Source organism: Pseudoalteromonas sp. RW-H-Ap-1 (assembly GCF_048318575.1).
Classification (GTDB): Bacteria; Pseudomonadota; Gammaproteobacteria; order Enterobacterales; family Alteromonadaceae; genus Pseudoalteromonas.
In genome coordinates, this window is record NZ_CP166996.1 from 953346 (window position 1) to 979725 (window position 26380).

The following is a 26380-nucleotide window of genomic DNA, read 5'->3' on the forward strand; positions in this document are numbered from 1 at the left end:
AATGTAGTTAGCGCTGAAATAGCTGCTTGAGATAGATTTATTATCTAGCGTTTAGGTTACTTACTGCCTTACCCCACTACACTACACTCCACTCCACTCCACTCCACCTTGGTCTTAGTTGATAGACAGGTGGCGATCTTTTCCATAATTTGCCTTTTAACCCCCAACGTATCCTGTTAGTATTTATCGTATTGATTAGTTTACTTTTTTTGTAATTATTAATTTACGATTTTGCTTTTTTGGGATGGAATGAGAACGTGGCAGAGATAAGTGATTTAGCGCAGCTAAGAACAGACATAGATGAATGCGATGCGCAACTGGTTGCCTTACTTGCAAAACGCAATGGCATTACTCAACAAATAGGCGCAATAAAACAACAAACTGGCGCGCCATTACATGCACCCGATAGAGAAGCCAATTTATTAGCTGCGCGACGCCAAGAGGCTATTAATCAAGGTGTGAATCCTGATTTAGTTGAAGACATTCTCAGACGCATGATGCGTGAAGCTTATCAAAATCAACAAGCCAAATTAGCTTGTGCCGATCCACGATTATCGCCAATTGTTATTGTTGGCGGTGAAGGGGCCATGGGGCAGTTATTTGCAAAACAATTTCAGCGCTCGGGATACGAAGTCAAAATTTTAGATAAAGCGCAGCAATCGCAGGCAGTCGATATTCTAAAAGGTGCAAAACTGGTGATGATCAGTGTACCAATAAATGCCCTTGAAACAGTTGTTAATGCACTACCGAAACTTGATGATGATTGTTTGCTGGTTGATATTACATCAGTTAAACAAGCCCCATTAACGGTACTTAAAAAAGTACATAGCGGACCTGTTGTTGGCTTACATCCCATGTTTGGCCCTGATATTTCTCATTGGGTGAAACAAACTGTGGTGGTATGCGAAGGGCGCAGTCATGAGGTGGCGCAAGGGTTATTAAAGCAGCTACAAATATGGGGTTGTCAGTTAGTTGAGCTAGATGCTAAAAAGCATGATGAAGCAATGCAAATTATTCAGGTTATGCGCCATTTAACGACCTTTGTGTACGGTCAGTTTTTAGCAAAACAGGGGCATACACTTGCCGAGTTAAGAAGTTGCTCATCACCTATTTATCAATTAGAGCTAATGATGGTTGGCCGTTTATTTGCGCAATCGCCAGAGCTATACACCGATATTATGTTAGCACAATTTGACAATGTCGAAAGCTTATTAGCGCAGTATCAGTCTTTGTTTTCGCAAACGCTTGAAAAGCTAAAAGCAGGGGATAAGCCCGCATTAATTGATGCTTTTGCTGATGCAAAATCTTATTTCTCAGATTCAACGGCGCACTTTTTAACCCAAAGCCGTAGTTTATTAAATAAAGCGAATGATGCGAAAGTACTTGATTAAAAAGAATAGCTCCGTGAAAAGAAAAGGGCCGCTAGGCCCTTTTTTAATATTTTGTTAGCTTTCTACGCTCACAGCTTGTAAAGACTCGCTTTGGTAACAACCGAGAACGCGCACGTATTGAGTGTGCTGTTTGAGCTCCTCCAATGCATGCTTCACTTGGTTATCGATTAAGTTAGCCTCCAAGTCTACATAGAACACTTCTTCCCACGGATTGCCAGGAGTGGGCCGAGACTCTAGTTTCACTAAATTAATATTATGCTGTTTAAAAATCATTAACGCATCGGCAAGCGAACCGGCTTGTTGTTTGGTTGACATAATTAAACTGGTTTTAGTAGGTATTTGAGTTGATACTTGCAGTGGTTTGCGTGCAACAACAATGAAGCGGCTATGATTTTCTTTTTGATTGGCAAGATTCGCCTTGATCACTTCAAGGCCTACATTTTTACCAGCTTGCGCTGAGCCGATAGCTGCACTGTTTGGTGTGTCAAGAGCTGACTTTAATGCACTTGAGGTCGAATCACAGGTTTCATGTTGAAGTTCACCAAGACCCTGTAAAAAACGACTACACTGGGCAAAGGGTTGTGGGTGCGCAAATACCTTAGTTAATTGGCTTATCTCAGTTCCTGGAGCTGCTAATAAGCAATGTTCAACGCTATGAGTAACTTCACCGACAATAGAGACTTGTGCATGCTGCAGCAAATCAAATACTTCATTAATACTACCCGAACTGGTATTTTCAATTGGCAGTAAGCCAAAGTCGGCTTGACCTTTTTCTACTTTACCAGTGATTTCTTCAAATGAGGTACAACCAATTTCAACTAATTTACCCGGGCGACGGCTAAAATATTTATGACATGCAAGCTGACTATAAGAGCCTTGACCGCCTAAATACGTTACGCGATGGGTTTCACTGAGTGCGTCAGGGTTTAAATTCTTTTGAAGCATGGCTTGTTGATGCAATACGGAGTCTTCTAATATCGTTTGAAACACGTTGTTAACGTAGTAAGCGTCAAGCCCTAACGATTTGCCATAGCCAATAAGTTTTTCGAGCAAAGCCAGTTCACGGGCCTCATCACGAATGGGTTTATTATTTGCAATTTTATATTCAACTACGCCATGACTAATGCGGCGTCGCTTTGCTAGTAAAACGAGTAGGTCGGAGTCGATTTCATTTATATCGTGCCTGAGAGTATCAAGTACATCGTTGCTCATTTGGTTTTCCTCATTCCAAAAATATCACTGATTTTGCAGTGAAAATAAAAAAGCCTCCCAGTTGGGAGGCTTTACTATTCGATTGATTTTATCTCACAAACAGGGAAGCCTCTTCTATATAAAGAAGCTAAAAAAAGAAAAAAAGTGTGTGAGTAATTTATATTCATACCCTTAATGTATGAAGTGTCACTCCCAATGTCAACAAGCACTTACCTGATGTGGATTTTTTACCTAATATATGTACAAAAGGCGTTGTTTTTTAAAAGTTTATAAATAATTTATAATTCTGATTTAAGTTCTGGTATATTTCTATTACTTACGAAAATAATAATTATAAATAAGGTTGGCTTTTTGTGTATCGACGCCCTCCATCTCGATTTGGCATAAACTCACTCAGTGTAAAGTTATCATTGTTGATCTCTGCCATCTGTTTAGTGGCAGGTATTTGCGCGGCTGCATTAATGCTCAAGTCAGAAGAAAAACAGCTTGTTTTTGAAGAGCATGAGGTATTAAAGCAATCAAATGAATTATTAATAAACCAGTTTAACAACTTGATAGCGACCAAAGTTAAAATAGCAGAGCAAGCTAATATTGTTGTTAGCGAGCAGCTATTTGAGGGCCAACTGTCTTTTAAAAATAATACTACACAGACAATGCAGCTCACCAATGATGGCTCTGTGCGCAGTGCATCAGCGGATGGACTATCAGCCGCGTTTATTCCCCAAGCTGCATACTCTCCTTTTTATAAACAGCTAATTGCTGATTCTGAATCGCTTTGGAAAGTTATTTCACCTACGTTAATTCAAGATTTTTATAATTTTTACCTTATAACTGAAGATAACTTTATTCGTGTTGCACCACCAAACTGGGCACTTAATGTTCCCGGAGATTATACGTTTAATCAAAGTGAAAGCTTTAATTACGCTAAGTCGTTAACCAATCCACAACGTGATCCGCAGTGGTCTAGGGTTTACTACGATAACGTATGGAACAAATGGGTTGTGAGTTTAATTGTCCCTATTTATAACGATGATGAGTTTTTAGGCGTTACAGGCAGCGATATGTCACTCGACTCCTTAATATCGCAATTACCCGTAGGCGGAAAAGAAAAACACCTTGTAGTATTTGATGAGCAAGGGCAATTATTAGCGCACCCAAACTTAGGTTCTGATAGTTATACAAAATACGGTGAGACAGGTAAAAAGCTGCTACCAGAAGACTTTATTTCCCCAGAACTAAAGCGCGTAATTGATAGCGCTGGACAAATACAGTTACCAGAATATGCCGATTCATTTTCACTAAATGATGAAGACTATATTATCAATATTCACAAAGTGGAAGGCGTAAACTGGTATGTGGGTGTATATCAAAAACGTTCCTCAACGTTATCGGCATTGAAAGATTTAAAACTTAAGTTTTTTGGCTTATTTATTCTGTATGCCATTTTAGTTGCTTTACTATTACACCAAGCACTTTACCAATTGGTATTAAGACGCTTACATTCGTTGGTTTATGCAGTTACTAACTTTGGTAAAGGTCATCTAGAAATTGAGTTTCCAAAAGAAAACAAAGATGAAATTGGCACGCTTAATGGCTCATTTAAAGACATGACCATTGAAATACGTAAACTCATTGATGGCTTAAATCAGCGTATAATAGAGAAAGAAATCGCGGAGAAAGCAGCAAACCGCTTATCTAAAGCAGTTGCGTTCTCGGGTACGGGCGTGGTGATCACCGATGAAAATTTTGTCATTGAATACGTTAATCCAAAAATGTTGGAGATGACTGATTTTGTCGAGAATGACTTCTTGCGCCAGCCATTACTGACGATTATTGCCAATGAGATGACCATGTTGGTAGAGGATATTGACATTGATTTGCGTAATCGTAATTACTGGCGAGGAGATACGCTTATAGAAGCGTTAAATAAGCCGCCAATATGGGTATCGCTCAGTGTGTCACCTATTCGAGAAGATGGTGGTAAAATTACTAGTTACGTTGCATCAGCACAAGATATTTCGTTTGTGAAAGAAAGTCAGCGAAAAATGGAGCAGCTCGCTTATTTTGACACACTAACTGGGCTGGCTAATCGTACATTCTTTAGGATGCAACTTAGAAAGTCTATGGCGCTTGCTGAAAGAGGGCGTTACTCGTTTGCTTTATTTTATTTTGATCTGGATGAGTTTAAGCGTATTAACGATACCTTAGGTCATGATGCGGGCGACCAGCTATTGGTTGAAGTGGCAACACGCTTAAAACAGCGCTTACGAGCGGAAGATACCATAGCCCGCTTAGGGGGGATGAATTTGCTGTTCTACTCAGTGGTATTGAACATCAAAAAGAAGCATCTGAAGTCGCTGACACGATACAAAAAACCTTAAATCAGCCGATAAAACTTGGCAGTAATGAAGTGATTGTTAGTGCAAGTATTGGTATTACCTTAGCGCCATTTGATAGCCTAGAAGAAGATCAGTTATTAAAGCATGCCGATTTAGCTATGTATGAAGCAAAAGCCAAAGGGCGTAATACCTTCCACTTTTATAGCCAAGATTTAAATGCAGCAGCTAATGAACGATTATTCCTAGAAAATGAGTTGCGTCATGCGATTAAAGAAAAGCAACTCACGCTGCATTATCAGCCACAGGTTGATTGTCGCGATAACAGCGTGGTGGGTTATGAAGCATTACTTCGTTGGTTCCATCCTACGCAAGGGTTTATTCCTCCGACTAAGTTTATTCCAATAGCTGAGGCAACCGGTTTAATTGTGGAGCTCGGCAAATGGGTACTACAACAAGCCTGTGAGTTTACGAAGCGACTAGAGCAACAAGGTAGAGCAAGTAATATGTCGATCAATCTGTCAGCAAGGCAGTTTAAAGACGCGAGCTTAGTGCCTATGCTGAAAAAAATAATTATAGAGACGCAAATTAATGCTGAAAGTTTGCATCTTGAATTGACCGAAAGCATGCTGATGGGGAATGTTGAGGCGGCTATTGAGCAGTTACATCAACTTAAAAAGTTGGGTATCTCAATTTCTATTGATGATTTTGGTACGGGTTACTCTTCGTTGAGTTACCTTAAGCGCTTCCCCGTCGATATTCTTAAAATTGACCGCTCGTTTGTTAAAGATATACCTGAGGATGATAACGACATGGAGATCACTGCAGCCATTATCGCTATGGCACAAAAGCTGAAGCTTGATGTGGTTGCTGAAGGGGTTGAAACAATAGAGCAAGTTGAGTTTTTACAAAACAACAATTGTTTTATTGTGCAAGGGTATTATTTTAGTAAGCCAGTGGCTGAGGATGATATTCCCGCATTATTTGATCAATTAGCAGCGCTAAAAATTATTGAATAAGTAAAAATTGCGGGTTAACCACCCGCAATTTTTACTTTAAATTTTAACCCTTCTAAAATCGCTTTTAACTTGTCGCGATCGTCACCTTGTACTTCAATAACACCTTCTTTTACTGCGCCACCTTGGCCCATCTTACTTTTTATTGTTTTTGCTAACTTTTTCAAGTCATGCTGTTGTGGATCAAGACCAACAACTAACATTACACCTTTGCCTTTTCGGCCTTTGGTTTGACGTTCTATGCGAATAGACCCATCTTTAAATAATTTTACATCCAGTTCTTTTTCTGGCTTTGGCTGGTCAATTCGCCCTGTTGCTGTTGAATACACTAAGTGATTATCACTCATAATTAACCTACTTAAGATTGAATATAATAATGCGGCAAATAATAACAAATTTGCGACGCAAAGACGTAATTTTTACGCCTCGATTCATTTTATAACATTATAGGTTTAACAATATTGACCTCATTAGGCTTATTAATAATGCGTTTAAGTATTTTTTAAAAAGCGTTTTAAATTGGCTAGCACTAGAAAAATATCCATGCTACTATTTTGGCATTGTAGATGTTTGGACGTCCAAATGGTTAATTCTTACTTAGAGCATGCTCAGCTTAATATTGAGCAACAGTTAATTAATGCTGAGCTAGAAAAGCTTGAGCAATACCTAAATAGTAATGCTGCACCAGCCGTGCGTTGGGAGTATCAAATTCCTGAGCTAGGTGAAGGTGGGGCATGTAGTTTATTTGGTTACTTACAGGATGAGCCGTTTAAACTAAGCGATTATGTTAGCCAAAGTAAGCAAACAATTGAAAAATTAGCGCAACTTCAGTTGATTGTTGACTACGTTATTGAAAACACTCAGCTTGATTGGTACGGCATTTATCAGAATACCCCCACCAATGAAGGTGAGCAGTTATTAAAGCTGGCTTATTTTGGTGCGCCTAGTCGCCCTTTGTTTCCGCTTACCGCCGAATTTGCAACTGCCAGCAATAACGTTCAGGTAGCGCTTAGTGGTAAAGGGCGCGTTATTAATAATGTTGAGCAGTATTTAGCGGCAGGCGGTGAATATTACACCTGCGATCCGAAAGTAAAAGCAGAAGCCTGTTTACCGCTATTTAATGCACAACATCAGTGTATAGGTATTGTTGATGGTGAAGCCTTCAGCACTGATTTTTTTGATAAAGCGACGCTCGCGTTATTAATTGCGTGCTGCATTAAAATTCCTCACTTTTTAGTGTAAATAACACTAGTCAATCTAGTGAGTTTTTATGTTAAGCTTATCGCAACAGCTAACCCCTAAATAACGAAGAGATAGCCAATGTTCTCAGTATTAAAACCATTACCAACAGACCCTATTCTTGGCCTTATGGCGGCCTACAAGCAAGATACTAACCCAAATAAGATTGACTTAGGGGTTGGTGTATATAAAGACGAGCAGGGGAATACCCCAGTATTAAAGTCAGTAAAAAAAGCAGAAGCATTTCGTTTAGAAAATGAAATGAGCAAATCTTACATTGGTCTTGCTGGTAATTTAGATTACTGTCAACAAATGGAAAATCTTCTACTAGGTGAACACCCTGCATTATTAGCTAATCGCGTACGCACAGCACAAGCTCCTGGCGGTACTGGTGCACTACGTGTTGCTGCAGAATTCATTGTACGTTGTAATCCAGGCGCAACTGTATGGGTAACCAACCCGACGTGGGCAAACCACATTAGCTTATTTGAAGCTGCAGGCTTAACGGTAAAAGAATACCCATACTACGATTACGAAAACAAAGATTTATTGTTTGATGAAATGGTTGAAACCTTAACACAGGTGCCTAAAGGCGATGTGGTGTTATTACATGCGTGTTGTCATAACCCAAGCGGTATGGATTTAAACGAGACACAATGGAACACGATTGCTGAACTTGCAAAAGATGTGGGCTTTACACCGTTAATTGATATTGCATATCAAGGCTTTGGTTCTTCTTTGGAAGAAGATGCTAATGGTCTACGTATTTTAGCTAATGCGGTTGAAGAGTTGATCATTTGTTCTTCATGTTCTAAAAACTTTGGCTTATACCGTGAGCGTATTGGTGCTTGTTCAATTATTGCCAAAGACAGTACTACAGCTGATATTTCAAATTCAGTATTACTGAGTGTGGTACGTAGCATTTATTCTATGCCGCCAGCGCACGGTGCAGACATTGTAAACACTATTTTAAGCAGCACAGAATTAACGCAGCTATGGCACAGTGAACTTGATGAAATGCGTAACCGTATTAATAGTTTACGTAGTTTAATTAAAGACAGTCTGGCAGCAAAAGATATTGCTCAGGACTTCTCGTTTATTGACCGCCAACACGGTATGTTCTCTTTCTTAGGTATTAATAAAGAGCAAATCGAGCGCTTGCAAAAAGAATACGGTATTTATATTGTTGGTTCTAGTCGTGTTAACGTAGCAGGCATTAGCCAAGCAAATATCAATTATTTTGCTAACGCTGTTGCTGATGTTTGTAAGTAATCAGTAAGAAGCTTTAGCTTTTAAGCAATAAAAAAACCGCACACTCTGAAGTGACCCCCAATAGTTGGACATTCCAATTACTGGGGGTCTTTTTATGTCCAAACATCACCGAGCTTTCAAGCTCAAAATAGCTGAACTCGCTTTGTCTGAAAGCTCTTCGGCGGTAAGTAACAGATTTAATGTTACAGATAGGCAGGTCCGATATTGGACCGCTATTTATCGAATTCATGGCGCTGAAAGCTTCAGGTCTGTTCACAAACCTTATTCTCTAGCATTTAAGGCTGAAGTGTTAAAAACGATGACAGCAAACAGTAGGTCACTCGGTTATACCAGTGCTTTCTTCGATTTATCGTCCCCAGGCATTCTTTTTCAATGGCAAAAGCTTTATGCTCGTGATGGTATATCACGTCTTAAACCACAGAGAAAAGGTAAGCCATTCATGACAAATAATTCTTCTTCATCAAAACTAGTAGAGCAAATGACTGAGGAGGAGTTACGAGAAGAACTAGCATACTTACGAGCTGAGAATGATGTGCTAAAAAAGTTAGAAGCCTTGGCTCAAGCCAGAAAGAAAAAAGCAAAGACAAAACGATAGTCGTCGAAGAGTTCAAGGCAAAGCATAGCTTACGACACCTTTTAAAGGCGACAGGGCTGCCAAAGAGTGTTTACTATTATCATCGCACTACTTGTAAGCAACCCTGTGCAAGCAATGATTTACTGGTAAAAATACGTGATATTTATCACGCGCATAAAGGGCGATATGGCTATCGCAGAATTACGAGTGCCCTGAGAGCAATGGGAGTATTTGTTAATCATAAGCGCGTTCAACGGTTGATGAATGAGTTAGGACTCAAGTCAAAAGTAAGGCCTAAGCGCTATAAATCCTATAAAGGTGAAGTGGGTAAAATCGCAGAAAATACGCTTAACCGCGAGTTTACTGCGCAGAAGCCAAATCAAAAATGGGTGACGGATGTGACGGAGTTTAAAGTGGATAATGAGAAGGTATATCTATCGCCTATGATTGACCTATTCAACCAAGAGGTAATCAGTTACGAAGTCAGAAAATCCGTTGCACTCCCTTTGGTAACTGACATGCTTAAAACAGCAACTGCTAGGTTGAAGCCAAATGAAAAGCCAGTTGTACACTCAGATCAAGGGTGGCAATATCAAAACAAACAATATCAAAACAAACAATATCAAAACAAACAATATCAAAATCACCTTAAGGAAAAAGGATTGCAACAAAGTATGTCTAGAAAAGGAAATTGTTTAGATAATGCGGTTGCTGAGAACTTCTTCGGCATATTGAAGAGTGAGATGTACCACAACGAAACGTTTAAAGACGTGAATGATCTTATTGAAAACATTAAAGAATATATCCACTATTACAACAATGAGCGTATTAAACTGAAACTAAAAGGCCTGAGTCCGATACAGTATCGAAATCAGGCCTTGGCAGCCGCTTAGAAATGAGTCCAACTTTATGGGGTCACTTCACTCGTTGCGGTTTTTTATTGTTTCTATAATGGCTTAAAGCCAGCGAATAGCCCCTGAAATACGTTCATTATACATATCAACTGGTGAGCCAAGGCTTGCAATTAGCACGGTATCAGCCTGTTTGCCACGATTTATATGGCCAGCATAGCGAGAGTCATTAAAATCATCTGAGCCAATTTCAAAAATTTGGTTATCGCTTGGCACAATAAACACGGTCATAGGCCCAAAGTCAGACTCAAACACTAAATGTAAGCCTCTCTCACCTTGAAAATCGCAAAAGGTAACGTAAGTGACTTTACCTGGCAAATCACTAATTTGACCGCCAAGTAAAGCCAGCTTTTCATTAACAGTTTGTATGCTAATTGGTTGAGTCTTATTTAATGCATAAATTTCATGGTAAACATGAGCTAGTGCATGCTCACCAGCCGTTTGATTAATGTTTTGCTCTTCGCTAAACATAAACGCACTGACTGCAATCACAAATGAAGCCGCTAAAGCCAAATGTACTCGGTCAAACTTAAACCATGAGCGTGCACTAATCACGTTATCCTTTTGCTCAAGCTCATCTGTTCTGGCTTTTTCTTTTAACGAGGTATTTAAAATAATTCGTTCAGCAAGGTTATCAGGCACAGGGATTTCAAGCGCATTGTCGAGTTGTTTATCGAATGATTTGCTTTCATTTAAAAATTGTTGTCTGTCGGCACTGCTGTTTGCAAATTCCTGTAGCTCTTTGTCCAGCTCATTGGGCTGCGCAATTGTGCGGCGACGAAACTCAAGTTCATCCATTATTTTGATGCTCCTTTAAGTTGTTCATCATCACGGCTTAATGCCTCTTTAAGTTGATTTTTTGCTCGAAATAAACGTGTCATGACCGTATTTTTATTTAAGTTAAGAATGTCTGCAATTTCATCTCCGGTGCAGCCCATTACCACCTGTAACAACAGCGGCTCTTTGTATTCATCAGCCAATAAAGAAATTTGTCGCTGGATAACGGTTTGTTCCATTTCCGTATCTAAGCTATGGCTGGTTTGATCTACTAGTGTGTCGTTATCTACATCGCTGTAATCAAATTGCTTGCGTTCAAAACGTCTGGCATTCTCTCGCCTCAATATGGTCAACAACCATGGCTTAGCTGCTTTTTGGTCGAGTAACGAATCAAGCGAGCGCCATGCACGTAAAAAGGTTTCTTGCACTAAGTCATCCGCAATAGTCGGGTCGTTACATAACCAGTAAGCAAAGCGATAAAGTTCCTTGTGATAAACATGGACCAAGGCTTCGTAGCGTTGTTGTTTTTCAGCCATATTTATTAAGACCCGATCATTCGATTTTTTATTTCCAAACATAAGCACTTTTTAATTAAAATTATTATAGGCCAAAAAAGTAACTAAGATTCTTATTAAGAATATAGCTCTTTTAACGCAGATGACGACTTAGCTGTGTGCGATTGATGTTTTTTTAATAAACTAACAATCGCTTCTAAATCAGTGCTAGCCGATTGGTTACCGTACAACTGTGCTTGTAAATTATTTACCTGCGCAGTGAACTGCGAGTTGTTTATCATAGCGCATAAATGGGTGAGAGCTCCTACCTTTTTATCTGTTCGAGTTAGCGCGTATAGATTAAGTGCATCGTAAAATGCTTTATTATCACGGCTTTTAGCAAGTATTTGCAGTGTTTTTAATTCTGCTTGCTGATTGCCTCTATGATTTGCTTGCGCCGTTTGTTGCGCTTCTTTAACTGAGCGTTTCATAAAGTAAAGAATCAGGGTCACAATCCATAATATGTAACCTAATACGGCTACAATAATAAGCCATAGAGGCGTGCTAGTGTGGCGTTGCACGCTGAGCGATTGTTGCTTTGGCTCTGCATCCGTATTGTTTAAATTACTTTCAACGGGAGGGTTCAGCGAGTTTGCTGGCGCTGTGGTGCTTGGTGTTACCGTAATTGTACGCTCTGGTAAAGTTGCGTAACTAATTCGGTTCATTTTGGTGTTATACCAAGGCAGAGTAATTTCAGGCAGTGTATAGGTACCTGGGGTTTGTGGAAGTAGCGCAAATGAGGCGCTTTGCTGTGATACCACTCGACCATCGCGCACTGCATTATTAGTTTCTTTTTCATCCGGATAGCTGCGAATACCATCAATAGTAGGCATATCAATTTCGGGCAGTTGCTCTTTAGTCACCCCTAAGGCGGTAAGCATAATAGTGCGTGTTATTGGCGTGCCGGCTTCAACGGTATTATCGTCTGGTTGCCATTGCTCGGTTAGACTTACTAATTCACTGGGTAACCAATCACCTTGATAATTCTCAGGGATAGGTTTGATTTCAATCTGTTGTTCATCGCCAAGTGCCGACACCTCTAGTTGGCGATAGTTTTGTTGAACACGCCCTTGAAAAACCGGTGCTTCAATGGTGTATGCACCACTTTTTTGCGGCTGAATTAAATAATTACGGGTGATCACTAAATAACGTTTACCATTAACCAGTTCATAATCTTCACTTTGTTTACCTAGTTGGGTGAGTTGAGCATCTTCCATGCTTGGTGTGCTTAAGCTGCCATCAAGTAGCTCTTTAGCTAAGTAAAGTTTAATGGTGTAAACGCCAGCCTCTTGCACAAATAAGCTGTTATTTGTAAGCGAGGTTTTTAAAAATATATCATCATTTTTACCTGCATCGCTGCTTCGCTCTTTAACCGATAAGCTAATTGGTTCAGAGCTGAGCCCTGCAACACTAAAAGAAGGAATTGTGTATTCACCGGCTTTGCGAGTCATTAACTTAACAGACCACGATGTTTGTTTTTTAATGCTGCCGTTAATAATGTTGGTGCGGCTACTTAAGCTCATAGGACCAACGACAAAATCTTTTAACAGCGCTGAAGTATCGGGTTGTTGCCCTTTGATTGAATCATCAACGCTAATATTGAGCATAAAAAACTCACCCGCCAGTACCGGGTTTTTATCAACGCTTGCTTCTAATGAAGTGGCGGCCATTAATGGCATGGCAGTTAATAGCAATAAACAGCAAAATAATCGCATTACCATGATTTTTCTACTCCTGTTGGACGGCGTTGATATTGTCTTTTTTGGGCTTCTAATTGCATTTTGTTTCTTAATAAAATAGCGGGATCGTCGGGCACTTTTCTTAGTAACTGATTTAGTTGCTGTGCTTTCTCTTTTTCTTCATTAGTGAGTTCAGCTGCCTGTGCTTGCATAGCTTGTTGTTGTGCTTGCTGCTTCTGCTCATCTGATGGCGGTGGCTCATTCATTTTATTGGGTTGACTCTGTTGCTCGTCTTGCTGAGGCTTACTATCGTCGTCTTTGTTCTCGTCTTGTTGGTTTTGTGATTGAGCTTGCATGTCAGGCTGATTTTGTTCATCTGACTGCTCGCCAGATTGGCTTTGTGGATCTTTTGATTGCTCCGAGGGGTCACTCGATTGCTGCTCTTCACTGTTTTGGCTGTCATCTTCGCTATTTTTATCGCCATTTTTTTGCTGATCTTGTTTTGATTTATCTGCACCATCTTGACTTTGCTCATCTTGATTTTGCGAATCATTACCTTGTTGGTTTTCCTGGTCTTGCTGTTGCTGTTGCTGTTGCTTAAGTAACTGCTCAACTAACGCTTGGTTATCGGCTGCTTGGGTAAAATCAGGTTGTTGTGATTGCGCTTGTTTGTAAGCGTTTATAGCAGCCTCTAATTGTCCGGCTTTAGCCAGTGCATTACCATAATTGTAATAACCAGTGGCTGATTTATCTTGGCTGAATTCGTTCAGAGCGCTTTCAAACTGACCTTGCTGATACAGTGCAGCGCCTTTGAGAGCATTGGACTTCGCTTGTGCTGCTTGTTGATACTCTTGGTTGTTGTAGGCTTCTAATGCACGCTGATCGGTATTTTTAAATAGCGTTGGTAACTCTACTGCATGAGCATTTTGCTGAGGTATAAAGCTTAGCAATAGCACCGCACCAATAAACGCAGAGCGCCTAAATAAGTATAGAGCTAAGGGCAGTAAAATAAGCAAGCCATAAATGCCAGCATCGATTCGCCACAAGGCTAAATTGGGTTTTTCACTTTTTAGTATTTCACTGTTTGCTTGCGGTGAAAAAATGGCAATATCGTTATTGCTAGGCTGATAATTAGCGTATTGGCCGCCACTATTCTTTGCTAGTCCTTTGAGTAAAGAACCATTGAGTGTAGGCACTACAATTTGGCCATAATTATCTTTTAAAAACCCGCCTTCAGGTAACTTTATTGGTGCGCCTTGCTCAGTGCCAATACCGTAAATATTTAGTCGATACTGGCTACTGTTAGTAAAACCACTTATATCACTTTGCTGTTGTTGTTCAATACCATCGGTGATCAAAATAATATCACCATCTAGGTAGCCTGCTTGAGTGAGCAGCTCTTGTGCCATGTCTAAACCTGCCAGCACGTTTGAGCCTTTATCAGGCATAATTTCAGGGCTTAAGCTAGGAATAAGGTTGGCGAGGGTAGTTGCATCATTGGTCAGTGGAGAAATGGTATAGGCAGTGCCTGCGTAGGCTACTAATGCAGTATCACCTTCTTTAAATAACTCAATCATATCGAGGGCTTTAAAGCGAGATTGCATTAATCGATTAGGAGCAATGTCGGTGCTATACATAGAGTACGACATATCCATTACAATAACGCGCGCACTTTTACTTTGAAATACAGGGACTTGTTTTTCTTCAAAACTCGGGCCTGCACTAAATATAATGGCTAAACTGCAAAATAACGCAACTAGCCACAGCGGCTGACGAGCTTGATTGTTTGCTTCACTCATAACAAATTGTGCTAAATGTGGTGCAATAAGTGGCGCTGATTGGGCTTTTTTCTTTTTAAGCATGGCAATAAAAAATAACCCTAGGGCAGGGAGTAGCAGCCATAAAATAGCGGGGCGAATAAACTCAAAATCCATTAGCTTGGCTCCTTCATTGCACGCACTGTTTTTATCAATGCGGTAACACTGATCAACAGAATGGCCAGTAATAACGGATAATAAAACAAGGCCGTTTGTGGGCGAAAGGTTTGTTCATCGGCACTAATTGGTTCAAGCTTATCAAGCTCTGCGTAGATTTGTTGAAGGCCTGCTACATCTTTAGCTCTAAAATACAGCCCCCCTGTTTGCTCGGCAATATTTTTCAGTAAGCTCTCATCTAAATTACTCCCCCCAGAGCCCATATTAAATAAACTAAAGCCACGTGGGTTATCTGAGCCGACTCCGATGGTGTACACTTTTATACCTTCTTCACGAGCCAGTAATAGCGCATCTTCGGGATCAAGGTTTCCTGCGGTGTTTTGTCCATCTGTTAGTAACACCACAATGCGATTACTTTCTTTTTTACTAGCAAAGCGTTTAACAGATAAGCCCAAAGCGTCACCAATTGCCGTGGCACGACCTACAAGGCCAATTTGTGCTTCAGTAAGCATTTTGCTGACGGTTTTTACATCACGGGTAAGGGGCGTTTGCAAAAACGCGGTATCACCAAACAATATAAGCCCGAGTCTGTCGCCTTGACGCTGCTCTATAAAATCGCTTAGCACCGCTTTAACCATGGTTAAACGGTCAACATATTGGCCATTGTAAGCCATGTCTTGTTCTGTCATTGAGCCCGATAAATCCACAGCGAGCATAATGTCGCGACCTTCATTAGGCAGCGATATAGGCTCATCTAACCAGGTAGGGTTCGCTGATGCGGTTACTAATAATAGCCACAGCAACCATTCAATAATATTTAACTTACGTGCACTGGGCTCTATATGTTGATTATTTAAATTATGCGATGCAAAGCTGGGTATGCGTAAACGTGTCGTTGCATTACTTGCTGCGGGTTTTAATAGCAGTAACGTTAAAGGAAGCGGCAGTAATAAAAACAGCCATGGCCAGCTAAATTCAAACATGCAGTGGCTCCTTTAGCTTAAATTGTTTAATAGCTTGGCGAAACTTATCACTGAGTGCCGGTGGTGTTTGTGCTGTGCTATATAGGCTTGAAATTTCATCTTCATTAAAACCAATTGCAGCAAGTTGACTTAGGGTTTTACACCAGTTAGCTGTGGATTGCGCTGCTAAGCGTGGATCGTAATAGGTGATCACTAAACGCTTTAAAATAATATGCAATTGCTGCGCTGATTGTTGTTGATTAGCTAATTTAATCGCATTACGTTTTGGTTTTTTAAATTGATAGTTTTTGTACATAATTATAATTAAGCCACACACTAAGCACAGTGCAATGCTAATAACTACCCACCAAGCAGGGGCTAACGGCCACCAGTCAACGTGAGAGGGAGCAATAATATCGTGAAGGCCATCAAGTGGAGAGGTTTGCATGATTTATCTTCTCACTAATTGCAGTTCCAGCGCAGTGGCTGCATCGAATGATAATAGGTTAAGCCCAGATTTTGTTAAACGATTAATACGCGCGCTAAATGCTTGCTCGGCATTTTTGGCAAATCGTTCTCTAAAACTGTTATCCATCAAAGGGAGGGCAAACTGCTGATTATTAGCACTTACCGTAACCGCTTGTTGAAAAGCAGGTAACTTATGCTCGAAGGGGTCGCTAATATGGCAGCCTATTAACTCACAGTGCCGCGCAAGTAATTCGAGTTGTTTAAAGCTGGCGTCATCTAAGGCGTTAAAATCGGATACGATATAAACCAAACTACCGGGTTTGGCTAAGTGATTTAAACGCTTAAGGTTGTCACTAAAGTTATTGCTGGCGGGTTTATCAATATTTTCAAGTGCCTGCTGATGGGCGTCGCACAAATTATGACACAGCTTTAACACGGCCTTTTCACGGGCGCTGGGTTTAAGCTCTAAATGCGAGTGCTGATTAAACACAATACCGCCAATTCTATCGCCACGTTGGCAAGCGGACCATGCAACCAAGGCACTAATATGTGCAGCTTGCACCGACTTTAATAATAATTGAGAGCCAAATAACATGGAATTTGAAAAGTCGGTAAATACAAATACCGGACGTTCTTTTTCTTCTTGAAAAAGTTTGGTGTGAGTTTCACCTGTACGAGCCGTGACCCGCCAATCAATAGAGCGTATGTCATCACCGTGTTGGTAATGGCGCACTTCGGCAAACTCCATGCCACGGCCTTTATGCGGCGCCAGATATTGCCCCGCTAAGGTATTTTTTATTCTAACGTTAGGTGCCAGCTCAAGCAGTTGCGCTTTTGCTTTATAATACATCAGCTCTTTGAGCGATAAATTAACACCATGGCTATGACTTAATTTAAGCCATGCCTGAGAATCAAAGTGTGTTTGCATAACTTAAGGTACAGCAACTAGTTCAACAATACGGCTAATAACCTGATCTTTTGTAATACCATCGGCCTGTGCTTCGTAACTTAAAATAATACGATGGCGTAATACATTATGTACCACAGCTTGAATATCGTCAGGCGATACAAAATCACGACCACTTAACCACGCATGAGCTCGGGCACATTTATCCAAGGCAATCGTGGCACGTGGGCTGGCGCCGTATTCAATCCAGCGGCCAAGTTGCTCATCTAAGTTTGCGCCTTCTCGAGTAGCGATAATCAACTGAACTAAGTATTGCTCTAGTGGCTCTGCTAAATACAGACCCAAAATCGCTTTTCTAGCGGCAAACAACTCTGCTTGCGAAATTTGCTCAAGCACTGGAACTTCATCATTAAGTGCTTCACCACGGGTTAGGCGTAAAATATCAAGTTCGTGCTCAGCCCCCGGATAATTAATACTTAAATGTAATAAAAAGCGGTCTAATTGCGCTTCAGGCAGTGGGTAGGTCCCTTCTTGCTCAAGCGGGTTTTGCGTTGCCATCACTAAAAACAGGTCACTAAGTGGGTACGTATTTTTGCCCACAGTAACTTGGCGCTCAGCCATTGCTTCTAATAAAGCTGATTGTACTTTCGCTGGTGCTCGGTTTATTTCATCCGCTAATATGAGGTTATGAAATAAAGGGCCTTTTTCAAACACAAACTCACTGGTTTGTTGACGATAAATATCAGTACCGGTTACATCGGCAGGTAATAAATCTGGGGTAAACTGAACACGCTGAAACGAGCCTTCAATACCTTTTGCTAAAGCATTAACCGCTCGCGTTTTTGCAAGCCCTGGAGGGCCTTCAACAAGTAAATGACCATCAGCTAATATAGCAATTAAAAGTGCTTGAGTGAGCGCTGGCTGGCCAATAATTTGGGTGTCTAAATACGTTTTTAAGTTTGAAAATGCGTTAGCTGCCATAATAAGTGTACTGTCCTCGTCAGCTTAAATAATACCTAAAGTGGTTAGGTAACAAATACTGAGCTAGTTATAAGGTTTATAAGTGGATAACTCAAGAGTTAGACTGATATTTTGAAAATAGTTCGTTATTTTTTAACGCTTTTTAGCCTAACACAAAACTTTGTAAAACCAGCTAAAAAAGCCTATTGTATTACTCTCATACAATGTATGTAGTGATTTACAATGGCGCTTTATGATTAATTTACGTTTATCTATTGGCTTTATCACACGGGTTGTTTAGAATCGAGGAAAATATACAGGTCTGACCTGTCAGCGGGAGAGAATAATAAATGTCTGAGCAAAACATACTTAAAACACCAAAAGGCGACCGTATTGCCATTGTAAGCGGCCTACGTACTCCTTTTGCTAAGCAAGCAACTGCGTTTCACCATGTACCAGCATTGGATATGGGTAAGTTAGTAGTTAATGAAATGCTTGAGCGATTAAATTTCGACAAGTCAGAAATCGATCAACTAGTTTTTGGTCAAGTAGTACAAATGCCAGAAGCGCCAAATATTGCACGTGAAATCGTATTAGGTACAGGTATGCCAGTGGGCGTTGACGCGTACTCAGTGTCACGTGCGTGTGCAACTAGCTTTCAAGCAATTGCAAATGTTGCCGAATCTATTATGGCAGGCTCTGTAAACGTGGGTATTGCTGGTGGTGCCGATTCATCGTCTGTATTGCCAATTGGTGTAAGTAAAAAATTAGCCGGCAGTTTAGTCGATTTAAACAAAGCCCGTACGCTTGGTCAGCGTTTAAAAATATTCTCAAAACTACGTTTAAAAGATTTATTGCCAGTACCGCCAGCGGTTGCTGAGTACTCAACGGGTTTATCAATGGGACAAACAGCTGAGCAAATGGCTAAAACCCATAATATTAGCCGTGAAGATCAAGATGCTTTAGCACACCGTTCTCACTCATTAGCAACTCAAGCTTGGGCCGATGGCAAGTTAAAAGATGAAGTAATGACGGCGCATTTACCGCCATATAAAAGCTTTATTGAAGAAGATAACAATATTCGTAAAAACTCAACGGTTGAAGGTTATGCCAAGCTTAAACCCGTATTTGACCGTCAGCACGGCTCTGTGACTGCCGCTAATGCAACCCCATTAACCGATGGCGCAGCTGCAGTGTTAATGATGAGCGAAAGCAAAGCAAAAGCATTGGGTTACGAAATTTTAGGCTACGTACGCAGTTTTGCGTTTTCAGCCATTGGCGTAGAAAAAGACATGTTAATGGGGCCAGCTCACTCAACGCCAATCGCGCTTGATAGAGCAGGTATTACGTTAGCTGATTTAGATCTTATAGAAATGCATGAAGCGTTTGCATCGCAAACCTTAGCGAATATGAAAATGTTTGCTTCAGATAAATTTGCACAAGAGCACTTAGGGCGTAATAAAGCCATAGGTGAAATTAACATGGATAAGTTTAACGTTAACGGCGGTTCACTCGCTTATGGTCACCCATTTGCGGCAACCGGCGCGCGTTTAATTACACAAAGCTTATACGAGCTTAAGCGTCGTGGCGGTGGTTTAGCGTTAACGACTGCCTGTGCTGCGGGTGGTTTAGGTGCAGCCTTTGTATTGGAGAGTGCGTAATGACAGATTCAGTATTTAATTTAACGGTTGATGATAACAAAATAGCCGTGGTAACCATTGATGTGCCGGGTGAAAAAATGAATACTCTGCGTGACAGCTTTGCTGATGATTTAAAAGCATTATTAGCACAGGCTAAAGAGCATGCAGTGAAAGGTATGGTATTTATTAGTGGCAAAAGTGATAACTTCATTGCCGGTGCTGATGTGAAAATGCTAGACAACGTTGAAAAACGCGAAGATGCATTAGCTATCAGTGAATTATGCCATCAAGCATTTTTTGATATGAAAAAACTACCGTATACCACGGTTAGTGCTATTCATGGCGCTGCTTTAGGTGGTGGTTTAGAGTTTGCTTTAGCATGTGATTATCGCGTTGGTACTGATAGCGATTTAACTAAAATTGGTTTACCAGAAGTACAACTAGGTTTATTACCTGGCGGTGGTGGTACACAACGCTTAACTAAAATTGTGGGTATTCAAAAAGCCCTTGAGTGGATGCTAACTGGTAAGCAAATTCGTCCAAAACAAGCAAAAAAAGCCGGTGTATTGGATGATTGTGTTCCACAAAGCGTACTGCTAAAAGTGGCCAAAGAGTTTGCGGCGAAGAAAAAGCCACAAGCTAAAGAGCCTAAACTTGATAAGATCAGCAAGTTATTAGAATCAAACCCGTTTGGTCGTAACTTTATCTTTAAAAAAGCCAAAGAAAACGTTCTTAAAAAAACCGGTGGCCATTACCCAGCGCCGCTTGCGATTATTAAAGCGGTTCGTGCAAGCGTAGAGCTTGATGAAATGAAAGCGTATAAAACCGAAGCAGAAGGCTTTGCCACTTTAGTGATGAGTGATGAGTCTAAGGCGCTGCGCGGTATTTTCTTTGCAACCACTGAAATGAAAAAAGAGTGGCGCAACGATGACGCTCCTGCGATTAGCAAAACTGCTGTGTTAGGTGGCGGATTAATGGGCGCAGGTATTGCCCACGTGAGCGCGGTTAAAGCTAAATTACCGGTACGTATCAAAGATGTGGCAGAGCAGGGCATAAGTAATGCCATGAACTACACTTACAAAATCTTAGATAAACGCCTTAAGCGCCGCATTATGTCAAAAGCCGATATGCAGTTAACCATGAACCGCATTACGGGCACCACGGATTACAGCGGCTTTAAACACATAGATTTAGTGATAGAAGCGGTATTTGAAGATTTAGAGCTTAAGCAAGGTATGGTTGCTGATGTTGAGCAGCAGTGCCAAGCGAATACTATTTTCGCAAGTAATACCTCGTCATTACCTATTTCGCAAATTGCAGCAAAAGCAAAACGTCCTGAAAATGTAATTGGTTTACATTATTTCTCACCAGTAGAGAAAATGCCACTGGTAGAAATTATTCCTCACGAAGGCACGTCACAAGAAACTATTGCTCGTGTAGTTAATTTTGCGCGTAAGCAAGGTAAAACGCCAATTGTGGTAAAAGATATGGCTGGTTTTTATGTAAACCGTATTTTAGCGCCATACCTTAATGAAGCGGCGAACTTAATGCTTGCTGGTGAGCCGATTGAAAAAATAGACGCGGCCTTAGTCGAGTTTGGTTTTCCGGTTGGACCGTTGGCACTGCTTGATGAAGTAGGTATTGATATTGGTTCTAAAATCGCACCAATTCTTGAAAAAGAATTGGGTGAGCGCTTTAAAGGTCCCGATGCTTTCTCGCGTATGATTGATTCAAAACGTCTTGGTCGTAAAACAGGTCGTGGCTTTTATGAATACGACAAGAAAGGCAAGAAGGTCGATGAGTCGGTATACGAACTACTTGGCGTGACACCGGCCCCACGTTTAAATAAAAATGAGATTGCTAAGCGCTGTGTTTCACAAATGCTTAATGAAGCGGCTCGTTGTTTAGATGATGGTATTATCGCAAGCCCGCGTGATGGTGATATTGGTGCTATTTTTGGTATTGGTTTCCCACCGTTCTTAGGTGGCCCGTTTAGCTACATGGACAAATTAGGCGCGAGTAAAATAAGCTCTGATATGTCTACACTGGCTAACAGCAATGCGATTTTTGCGCCCTGCGAGACTTTGCTAGAAATGGCTGAGAAAGGCGATAAGTTTTATAGTAAAGCAGAACAACAAGATTAACTATTTAATTTTAAAGTAAAAAAGCCGCATTAGCGGCTTTTTTTATGTCTGCTGTAAGTGTTATAGCAAATCGGCAATAGCCTGTTTGTCTTTATCTGGCATGTTGTCCACAACCAAATTAAATGAATTATCAATCATACGCTCAATTTCACCTTGTGGTATTGAGCCGTCTAAAATCACAGTATTCCAAAGACGTTTATTCATATGATAACCTGGAATAACCGAAGGGAAAATGTCACGTAATGACTGCGCTTCATCAGGATCGCACTTTAAGTTTAGCCACCAAATAGGTTCGCCGTTTTCATCGGTTTCGCCCTCATTGCTCAGTGCAAGGGTGGCGAACATTTTATGGTTTACTTTATACACATCAACATCTTTAGCAAAAGGTTGCGTTAGTTTAACTAACGGTTTGTTCATTAAATACGTATGTACAGTTTGTTGGTTCATGAGCCATTCCTTGAGGTCATAATCGATAACTTAACCATAGCATTTTTTCATTAGCTTTGTGGCATGAAATATTATTTGAGCTTATAATTTCTTAATTTATAGACTGATATATTGGAAGTTAGTTAAACCAGTACCTATGTTGGAACTGGAAATGTGAATAAAGTTTTTTTGTTGAGCACTGGCTAAACAGATTTAGGCAAAGACAAGTATGCAGTAACAGCAGCATCACGTTTTTTCAGGTCTGTTTGGTACGAGTGTTTACTATACGTAGTGCAATACGAAACAGGCTCTCCGACACTTAATAAAAAATCATTATGGTCGAAATTGCTCAATACTTTTTTCCAGCGCTCTTTGACTTTAACTGGCGCGCAGGGCAAAGAGTCTAAAATACGTTTAGATTCCTCAAAATTGCTATTAATAGCGACATTGAGCATATCGTCGTTTGCAGCCCCAAGCCAACTAGTACCACTGGTGCCCACACATAAAAGTGGCATATAAGGCGCAAGCGCTGGGCATACATCATTTCTATACACGTCAACTTTCCAATAGCTACGAGCTATTTTTACAAACTGATCAAAATCCTTTATTGATGTAAAGTTTGAGGTAGCTAAGGATAAAATCTCTATTCTAGGTTTATTGGCATTTACGGTGTCGTTAGCAACATCAATATACCACGGACCAAGTATCAATGCGTTTTGAAAGTATTCATCTCGCAGTGAGCCCCAGGCTTTTTGTAAAGAGTTACCTTGTAAAATTAGATTTTTTAATAAACTGAGCCCAGGTTTTTTAGTGGTGGGTAATTCTGTTTGCAGTAGTGCAAATACCTCATCGCGTATTTCTCTACAGCGGCCATTAGGGTAAGGTTTTTCTGCAAAGTAAGGAATTGATGGTGCAAGTTTTAAATCAGCTAATAAGCGTAAATGAACTAGATCAGCGCATATCAATTCACGTTGTTCTGGCGTAAAGTGTTTATCAAGCACGTATATTCCTTTAAGAGATTGTTTAATTTTAGTCCTGAAAGGTCAACAGACCCTAATGAGAAAATGAATATTTTCAAATTATATGTGATATTAGCGTAAATCCTTGGGAGTAGGGTAATTTGGATGAACTACATTTTTATGGGCATGAATCGAAGGGATGGGGGCTTCAGGCTTGGCTTTAATGAGCTTAACTAAAGTACTTAAATCATATTTAGGTTCGCCGTAAAATTCATGCCAAGCTTGCGGAATACTGCCTGGATCTGCCGCTTTAATTACATGTGCCATCCATTGTTTTCTCAGTTCGGCCCACTCATTAGTTTGTTTTCCACTTTCGGTAATCCCTAAAACTGGCCTAAATTCAACGTAAAGAGTTCTTCTGGCACCTTGGCTGCGCTTTGCCCCTGAGCTATGTAAAACCATTATGTCATGAACTATGATGTCACCTGCTTTAGCGGGTTGTTGTACTACATTTGGAATATCCCATCCGTATTGATTGGAAAGTGCGTAAATATCTAAAATTTTATGCTGAGTATTTGGCACGTAGCGTAAACAACCATCTTCTAAAAGAGCGTCATCAAGGTATATACCAATATTTAAATAAGGATATTGCCTAGAATGAGGAGCATCCTGATGCCAAGTAATATGCGGGTGGGGAGGTGAGTATTTAAAAACAATATCTGATTGTAAAAGAACCGCGCCATCTCCTACCAATTCTTTATAAACTTCGATGAGTGGTGGGCTAGCTAATAGTTCAATTATTAACTCAGGTGACTCGAATAGTAGGTCGTTATAACGAAAAAGGCGAGGCACACCAGAGTCTGTTGAGATACAACATTGATTATTGACTTGTCCATTGTGAAAATTCTTTAGTGCTGATGCTTCTAATTTATCTGAAAAACGTTGTAATTTTTTAAGTAATGTTATCGAAAGTGCATTTTTAAAGTGAACAAAACCGTTTTTTAGGAAAAAGTCATGTTTATTTGAGGATATTTTCATAAATTAAATTGTCCTTTTATTTTAAACAAAGTTCATCCGCTTTTTGCAAACTATATATTTGGAAGCGTTTCTATCCAGCGACAATCTCTGATCCACTTAACCATTGCAGGGTAACCTTTATTTGGGCAAGTCATTTGCCATGCTTGTAATAATGGAAACCCAAAGCCTTTCCCATTTTCAAAAGCATGCTTTAGTGAATTATTAGCGCCTTTGTATGAGTCATCGTGAAAAATAATACTTAGTGGTAATGACAAGTGAGTCGCTGCAGCAACAGCCCAAGCTGTCGCTGCCATTTCTTCTGCGTGCATAGCTTGCTTCTCTCTGCCCGCAAGTAAGCCATTCTTATAAAAGTCAGCATCTAATAGGGGCCTAAAAATTGGCTCACAGACAGCAATATGCCCAGCCTCATGGAGGATATCACCAGGATAGAACCCATTGACAAAATCAAGCAATAAAACGTCTTTTTCTAGCTTAAGGCCGGGTAAAAAAGTTTTTTCATCTAAGGTTTGATACCGGTGCTTAATTCCAATATGAGTAAGAAAGGTTAAAATTTTTTCAACGTCTTTAAGCTGTTTATCTGTGTTAACTTGAGCGTTAATAATCATGATAATGTGAGGTTGCTGTTAGTGCTTAGCCAAGCTTCAAATTCTTCTATACGTTGGCTTTGATAAAGTGCGACTGATGTTTCATGATATGGCAAGGCTAATGAATCCAATAGATTGGTCCATTGTGCCCATTCATCGTCGGCTATGCTGAAGGAGTGACCGCATTTAGCTGCCTGTGCACGCTCAAACATACGCTTTACGCCTGGTAAACCTAAATTATTAAGATCTGTAAATTTAGCTAATTTAGTCTCTGTTTTAATTATATTTTTTATGGGGAATTTAAATATAAAGTCTGCGCATTTGGGCATTATATATTCATAATGAATAGCTTCACCGCCACGAAGCTGCGCATCATGAGGTAAAAATGTCAGCGGTATATTCAAACTACATTGGTTTTCGGTCAATTTAAGGTGTTTGTATACTTGAATATTGGTTGTTAGTTTTAGTCTGTAATTAGTTTCAACGCCATTTGGGATCAGCACACTGCCTTTAAAGGTTGATGTATCTCCCGTATTTAAACGCTTAGCTTCGTCGATATTTAAGCAATAAAACTCTTTTAAGAGTATGTCAGTGCTCGGTTTATCTTCTGTCTGCATTAAAGAATTAAAAGGTGTTAGCCATGCCTTTAAAGAAATTTTTTGTGGGATCAAGGTGCCAGAATCACTCAGGTATTGACATAAATGAGCAAAAATAAAAACTTGGGGTTCTCGCTTTAAAAGAGCCGTCATGGTTTCAGAAATAATAATGTCAAATTGCTGGGAGTCTGTTGCTTGCCAACGCGTTGCATCATCACACGTGATTGCAACAATGTTTTGGGTGATTGAAAAGTGCTTTACTAGCTTTTTAATTGCACTGATGTTTTGTGGATGAATGTCAATGAGAGTGACTTTTATGCGCGGGTTTGTGGCAACACTTAAATAAGGAATAAGTAACGTACCATAAGGGCCTGTACCGGCATAAAGAACGTGAATATCATCAGTCGTTGCTTTTAAACGTTCTTCGATAGCGAGCTTAACACCTTGCATAAAGATTTGTGTACGAAGAGTTTCTTCAATGCATTTAGCTGCTTGTACGGGAGAAATCGCAACGCCTTGGGATGTATTTTCATCATTCCAGTCATTCATATCTAAATCAGTTGATATAGACGTAATATTCCCTAAGTAATTTTTTAAATCGTTGATAAAAGGCTTCATCAACCCAGCATCACCTGGCTCATTTAGCAAATGTGTAACCGCATTACGGTATCTGTTCAGCAACTCAGTATCCATATCGCTCCATGTATTTATCTACAACAATTGTTGCTTGCAATAATATAGCACTCTATTCTAATTAAGTTTAGTCAGCGTTAATAAATCAATTTAAGGTGTTTTAGTTGT

At 40.2% G+C, this 26380-nt stretch carries 22 protein-coding genes, 1 pseudogene and 1 other annotated feature; of the genes and pseudogenes, 8 read left to right on the plus strand and 15 right to left on the minus strand.

All coding sequences use genetic code 11. The features are described 5' to 3' along the window. Window positions 1-257: 257 nt before the first annotated feature. Window positions 258-1391, plus strand: a complete 1134-nt coding sequence (gene tyrA / locus AB8618_RS04470) for a bifunctional chorismate mutase/prephenate dehydrogenase (protein ID WP_413401480.1) — start codon at window positions 258-260, stop codon at window positions 1389-1391. A gap of 54 nt (window positions 1392-1445) precedes the next feature. Here tyrA and AB8618_RS04475 read toward each other — a convergent pair whose 3' ends face one another. After that, window positions 1446-2603 carry a chorismate mutase gene (locus AB8618_RS04475; protein WP_413401482.1) on the minus strand — a complete coding sequence of 386 codons (1158 nt, stop codon included), beginning with the start codon at window positions 2601-2603 and terminating at the stop codon, window positions 1446-1448. Between the two features lie 43 nt (window positions 2604-2646). Next, window positions 2647-2761, minus strand: a sequence feature (Phe leader region). 195 nt (window positions 2762-2956) lie between these two features. Between AB8618_RS04475 and AB8618_RS04480 the strand changes: the two are divergent. Next, window positions 2957-5958, plus strand: a pseudogene (locus AB8618_RS04480) (EAL domain-containing protein). Between the two features lie 14 nt (window positions 5959-5972). Here the strand turns inward: AB8618_RS04480 and AB8618_RS04485 are convergent. Further along, window positions 5973-6302, minus strand: a complete 330-nt coding sequence (locus AB8618_RS04485) for a translation initiation factor (RefSeq protein WP_008464752.1) — start codon at window positions 6300-6302, stop codon at window positions 5973-5975. Between the two features lie 235 nt (window positions 6303-6537). Here AB8618_RS04485 and AB8618_RS04490 point away from each other — a divergent pair, with 235 nt between their 5' ends. The 4 genes from AB8618_RS04490 to AB8618_RS04505 all read left to right on the plus strand — a co-directional run bounded on the left by AB8618_RS04490 (window position 6538) and on the right by AB8618_RS04505 (window position 9933). Next, on the plus strand, window positions 6538-7197 hold the full coding sequence (locus tag AB8618_RS04490; protein WP_413401486.1) for a GAF domain-containing protein: 660 nt from the start codon (window positions 6538-6540) through the stop codon (window positions 7195-7197). Between the two features lie 78 nt (window positions 7198-7275). Next, on the plus strand, window positions 7276-8466 hold the full coding sequence (locus AB8618_RS04495; RefSeq protein ID WP_413401488.1) for an amino acid aminotransferase: 1191 nt from the start codon (window positions 7276-7278) through the stop codon (window positions 8464-8466). A gap of 94 nt (window positions 8467-8560) precedes the next feature. Continuing rightward, window positions 8561-9061 (plus strand): transposase, encoded by a 501-nt coding sequence (locus AB8618_RS04500; RefSeq protein ID WP_409424994.1) that lies wholly within the window; start codon window positions 8561-8563, stop codon window positions 9059-9061. Further along, complete coding sequence (locus AB8618_RS04505) at window positions 9058-9933, plus strand: IS3 family transposase (protein ID WP_409425557.1); 876 nt, start codon at window positions 9058-9060, stop codon at window positions 9931-9933. The genes AB8618_RS04500 and AB8618_RS04505 overlap by 4 nt, the downstream gene beginning before the upstream one ends. A 63-nt stretch (window positions 9934-9996) precedes the next feature. Here the strand turns inward: AB8618_RS04505 and AB8618_RS04510 are convergent, their stop codons facing one another. The 8 genes from AB8618_RS04510 to AB8618_RS04545 are packed head-to-tail and all read right to left on the minus strand — an operon-like array spanning window position 9997 to window position 18213. Continuing rightward, window positions 9997-10749: a DUF3379 family protein gene (locus AB8618_RS04510; RefSeq protein ID WP_413401490.1), complete on the minus strand. Its 753-nt coding sequence runs from the start codon at window positions 10747-10749 to the stop codon at window positions 9997-9999. Continuing rightward, complete coding sequence (locus AB8618_RS04515; protein WP_418157337.1) at window positions 10749-11306, minus strand: sigma-70 family RNA polymerase sigma factor; 558 nt, start codon at window positions 11304-11306, stop codon at window positions 10749-10751. The genes AB8618_RS04510 and AB8618_RS04515 overlap by 1 nt, the downstream gene beginning before the upstream one ends. 53 nt (window positions 11307-11359) lie before the next feature. Further along, window positions 11360-13003, minus strand: coding sequence for a BatD family protein (locus tag AB8618_RS04520; RefSeq protein WP_413401494.1), 1644 nt, complete (start codon window positions 13001-13003; stop codon window positions 11360-11362). Beyond that, complete coding sequence (locus AB8618_RS04525; RefSeq protein ID WP_413401496.1) at window positions 12997-14895, minus strand: VWA domain-containing protein; 1899 nt, start codon at window positions 14893-14895, stop codon at window positions 12997-12999. The genes AB8618_RS04520 and AB8618_RS04525 overlap by 7 nt, the downstream gene beginning before the upstream one ends. After that, window positions 14895-15878: a vWA domain-containing protein gene (locus AB8618_RS04530; protein WP_409424999.1), complete on the minus strand. Its 984-nt coding sequence runs from the start codon at window positions 15876-15878 to the stop codon at window positions 14895-14897. The genes AB8618_RS04525 and AB8618_RS04530 overlap by 1 nt, the downstream gene beginning before the upstream one ends. After that, window positions 15871-16305, minus strand: coding sequence for a DUF4381 domain-containing protein (locus AB8618_RS04535; RefSeq protein ID WP_010391338.1), 435 nt, complete (start codon window positions 16303-16305; stop codon window positions 15871-15873). Before AB8618_RS04535 ends, AB8618_RS04530 begins: the two co-directional genes overlap by 8 nt. Before the next feature lie 3 nt (window positions 16306-16308). After that, a complete protein-coding gene (locus AB8618_RS04540) occupies window positions 16309-17253 on the minus strand; it encodes a DUF58 domain-containing protein (RefSeq protein ID WP_413401498.1) in 945 nt (314 codons plus the stop codon). A gap of 3 nt (window positions 17254-17256) precedes the next feature. Continuing rightward, window positions 17257-18213 (minus strand): AAA family ATPase, encoded by a 957-nt coding sequence (locus AB8618_RS04545; RefSeq protein ID WP_054202134.1) that lies wholly within the window; start codon window positions 18211-18213, stop codon window positions 17257-17259. Between the two features lie 329 nt (window positions 18214-18542). Here AB8618_RS04545 and fadI point away from each other — a divergent pair, with 329 nt between their 5' ends. Next, window positions 18543-19853 carry an acetyl-CoA C-acyltransferase FadI gene (fadI, locus tag AB8618_RS04550; RefSeq protein ID WP_010391348.1) on the plus strand — a complete coding sequence of 437 codons (1311 nt, stop codon included), beginning with the start codon at window positions 18543-18545 and terminating at the stop codon, window positions 19851-19853. Continuing rightward, a complete protein-coding gene (gene fadJ, locus AB8618_RS04555) occupies window positions 19853-21976 on the plus strand; it encodes a fatty acid oxidation complex subunit alpha FadJ (protein ID WP_413401500.1) in 2124 nt (707 codons plus the stop codon). The genes fadI and fadJ overlap by 1 nt, the downstream gene beginning before the upstream one ends. Window positions 21977-22036: 60 nt before the next feature. Here fadJ and AB8618_RS04560 read toward each other — a convergent pair whose 3' ends face one another. The 5 genes from AB8618_RS04560 to AB8618_RS04580 all read right to left on the minus strand — a co-directional run bounded on the left by AB8618_RS04560 (window position 22037) and on the right by AB8618_RS04580 (window position 26272). After that, entirely contained in the window at window positions 22037-22423 is a 387-nt protein-coding gene (locus AB8618_RS04560) for an MmcQ/YjbR family DNA-binding protein (protein ID WP_131690754.1), read from the minus strand. A 182-nt stretch (window positions 22424-22605) separates the two neighbouring features. Continuing rightward, window positions 22606-23403, minus strand: coding sequence for a hypothetical protein (locus AB8618_RS04565; protein WP_409425004.1), 798 nt, complete (start codon window positions 23401-23403; stop codon window positions 22606-22608). A gap of 90 nt (window positions 23404-23493) precedes the next feature. After that, window positions 23494-24399 carry a phytanoyl-CoA dioxygenase family protein gene (locus AB8618_RS04570; RefSeq protein ID WP_409425005.1) on the minus strand — a complete coding sequence of 302 codons (906 nt, stop codon included), beginning with the start codon at window positions 24397-24399 and terminating at the stop codon, window positions 23494-23496. A gap of 50 nt (window positions 24400-24449) precedes the next feature. Then, entirely contained in the window at window positions 24450-25004 is a 555-nt protein-coding gene (locus AB8618_RS04575; protein ID WP_409425006.1) for a hypothetical protein, read from the minus strand. Further along, a complete protein-coding gene (locus AB8618_RS04580) occupies window positions 25001-26272 on the minus strand; it encodes a class I SAM-dependent methyltransferase (protein WP_409425007.1) in 1272 nt (423 codons plus the stop codon). Before AB8618_RS04580 ends, AB8618_RS04575 begins: the two co-directional genes overlap by 4 nt. Window positions 26273-26380: the final 108 nt, after the last annotated feature.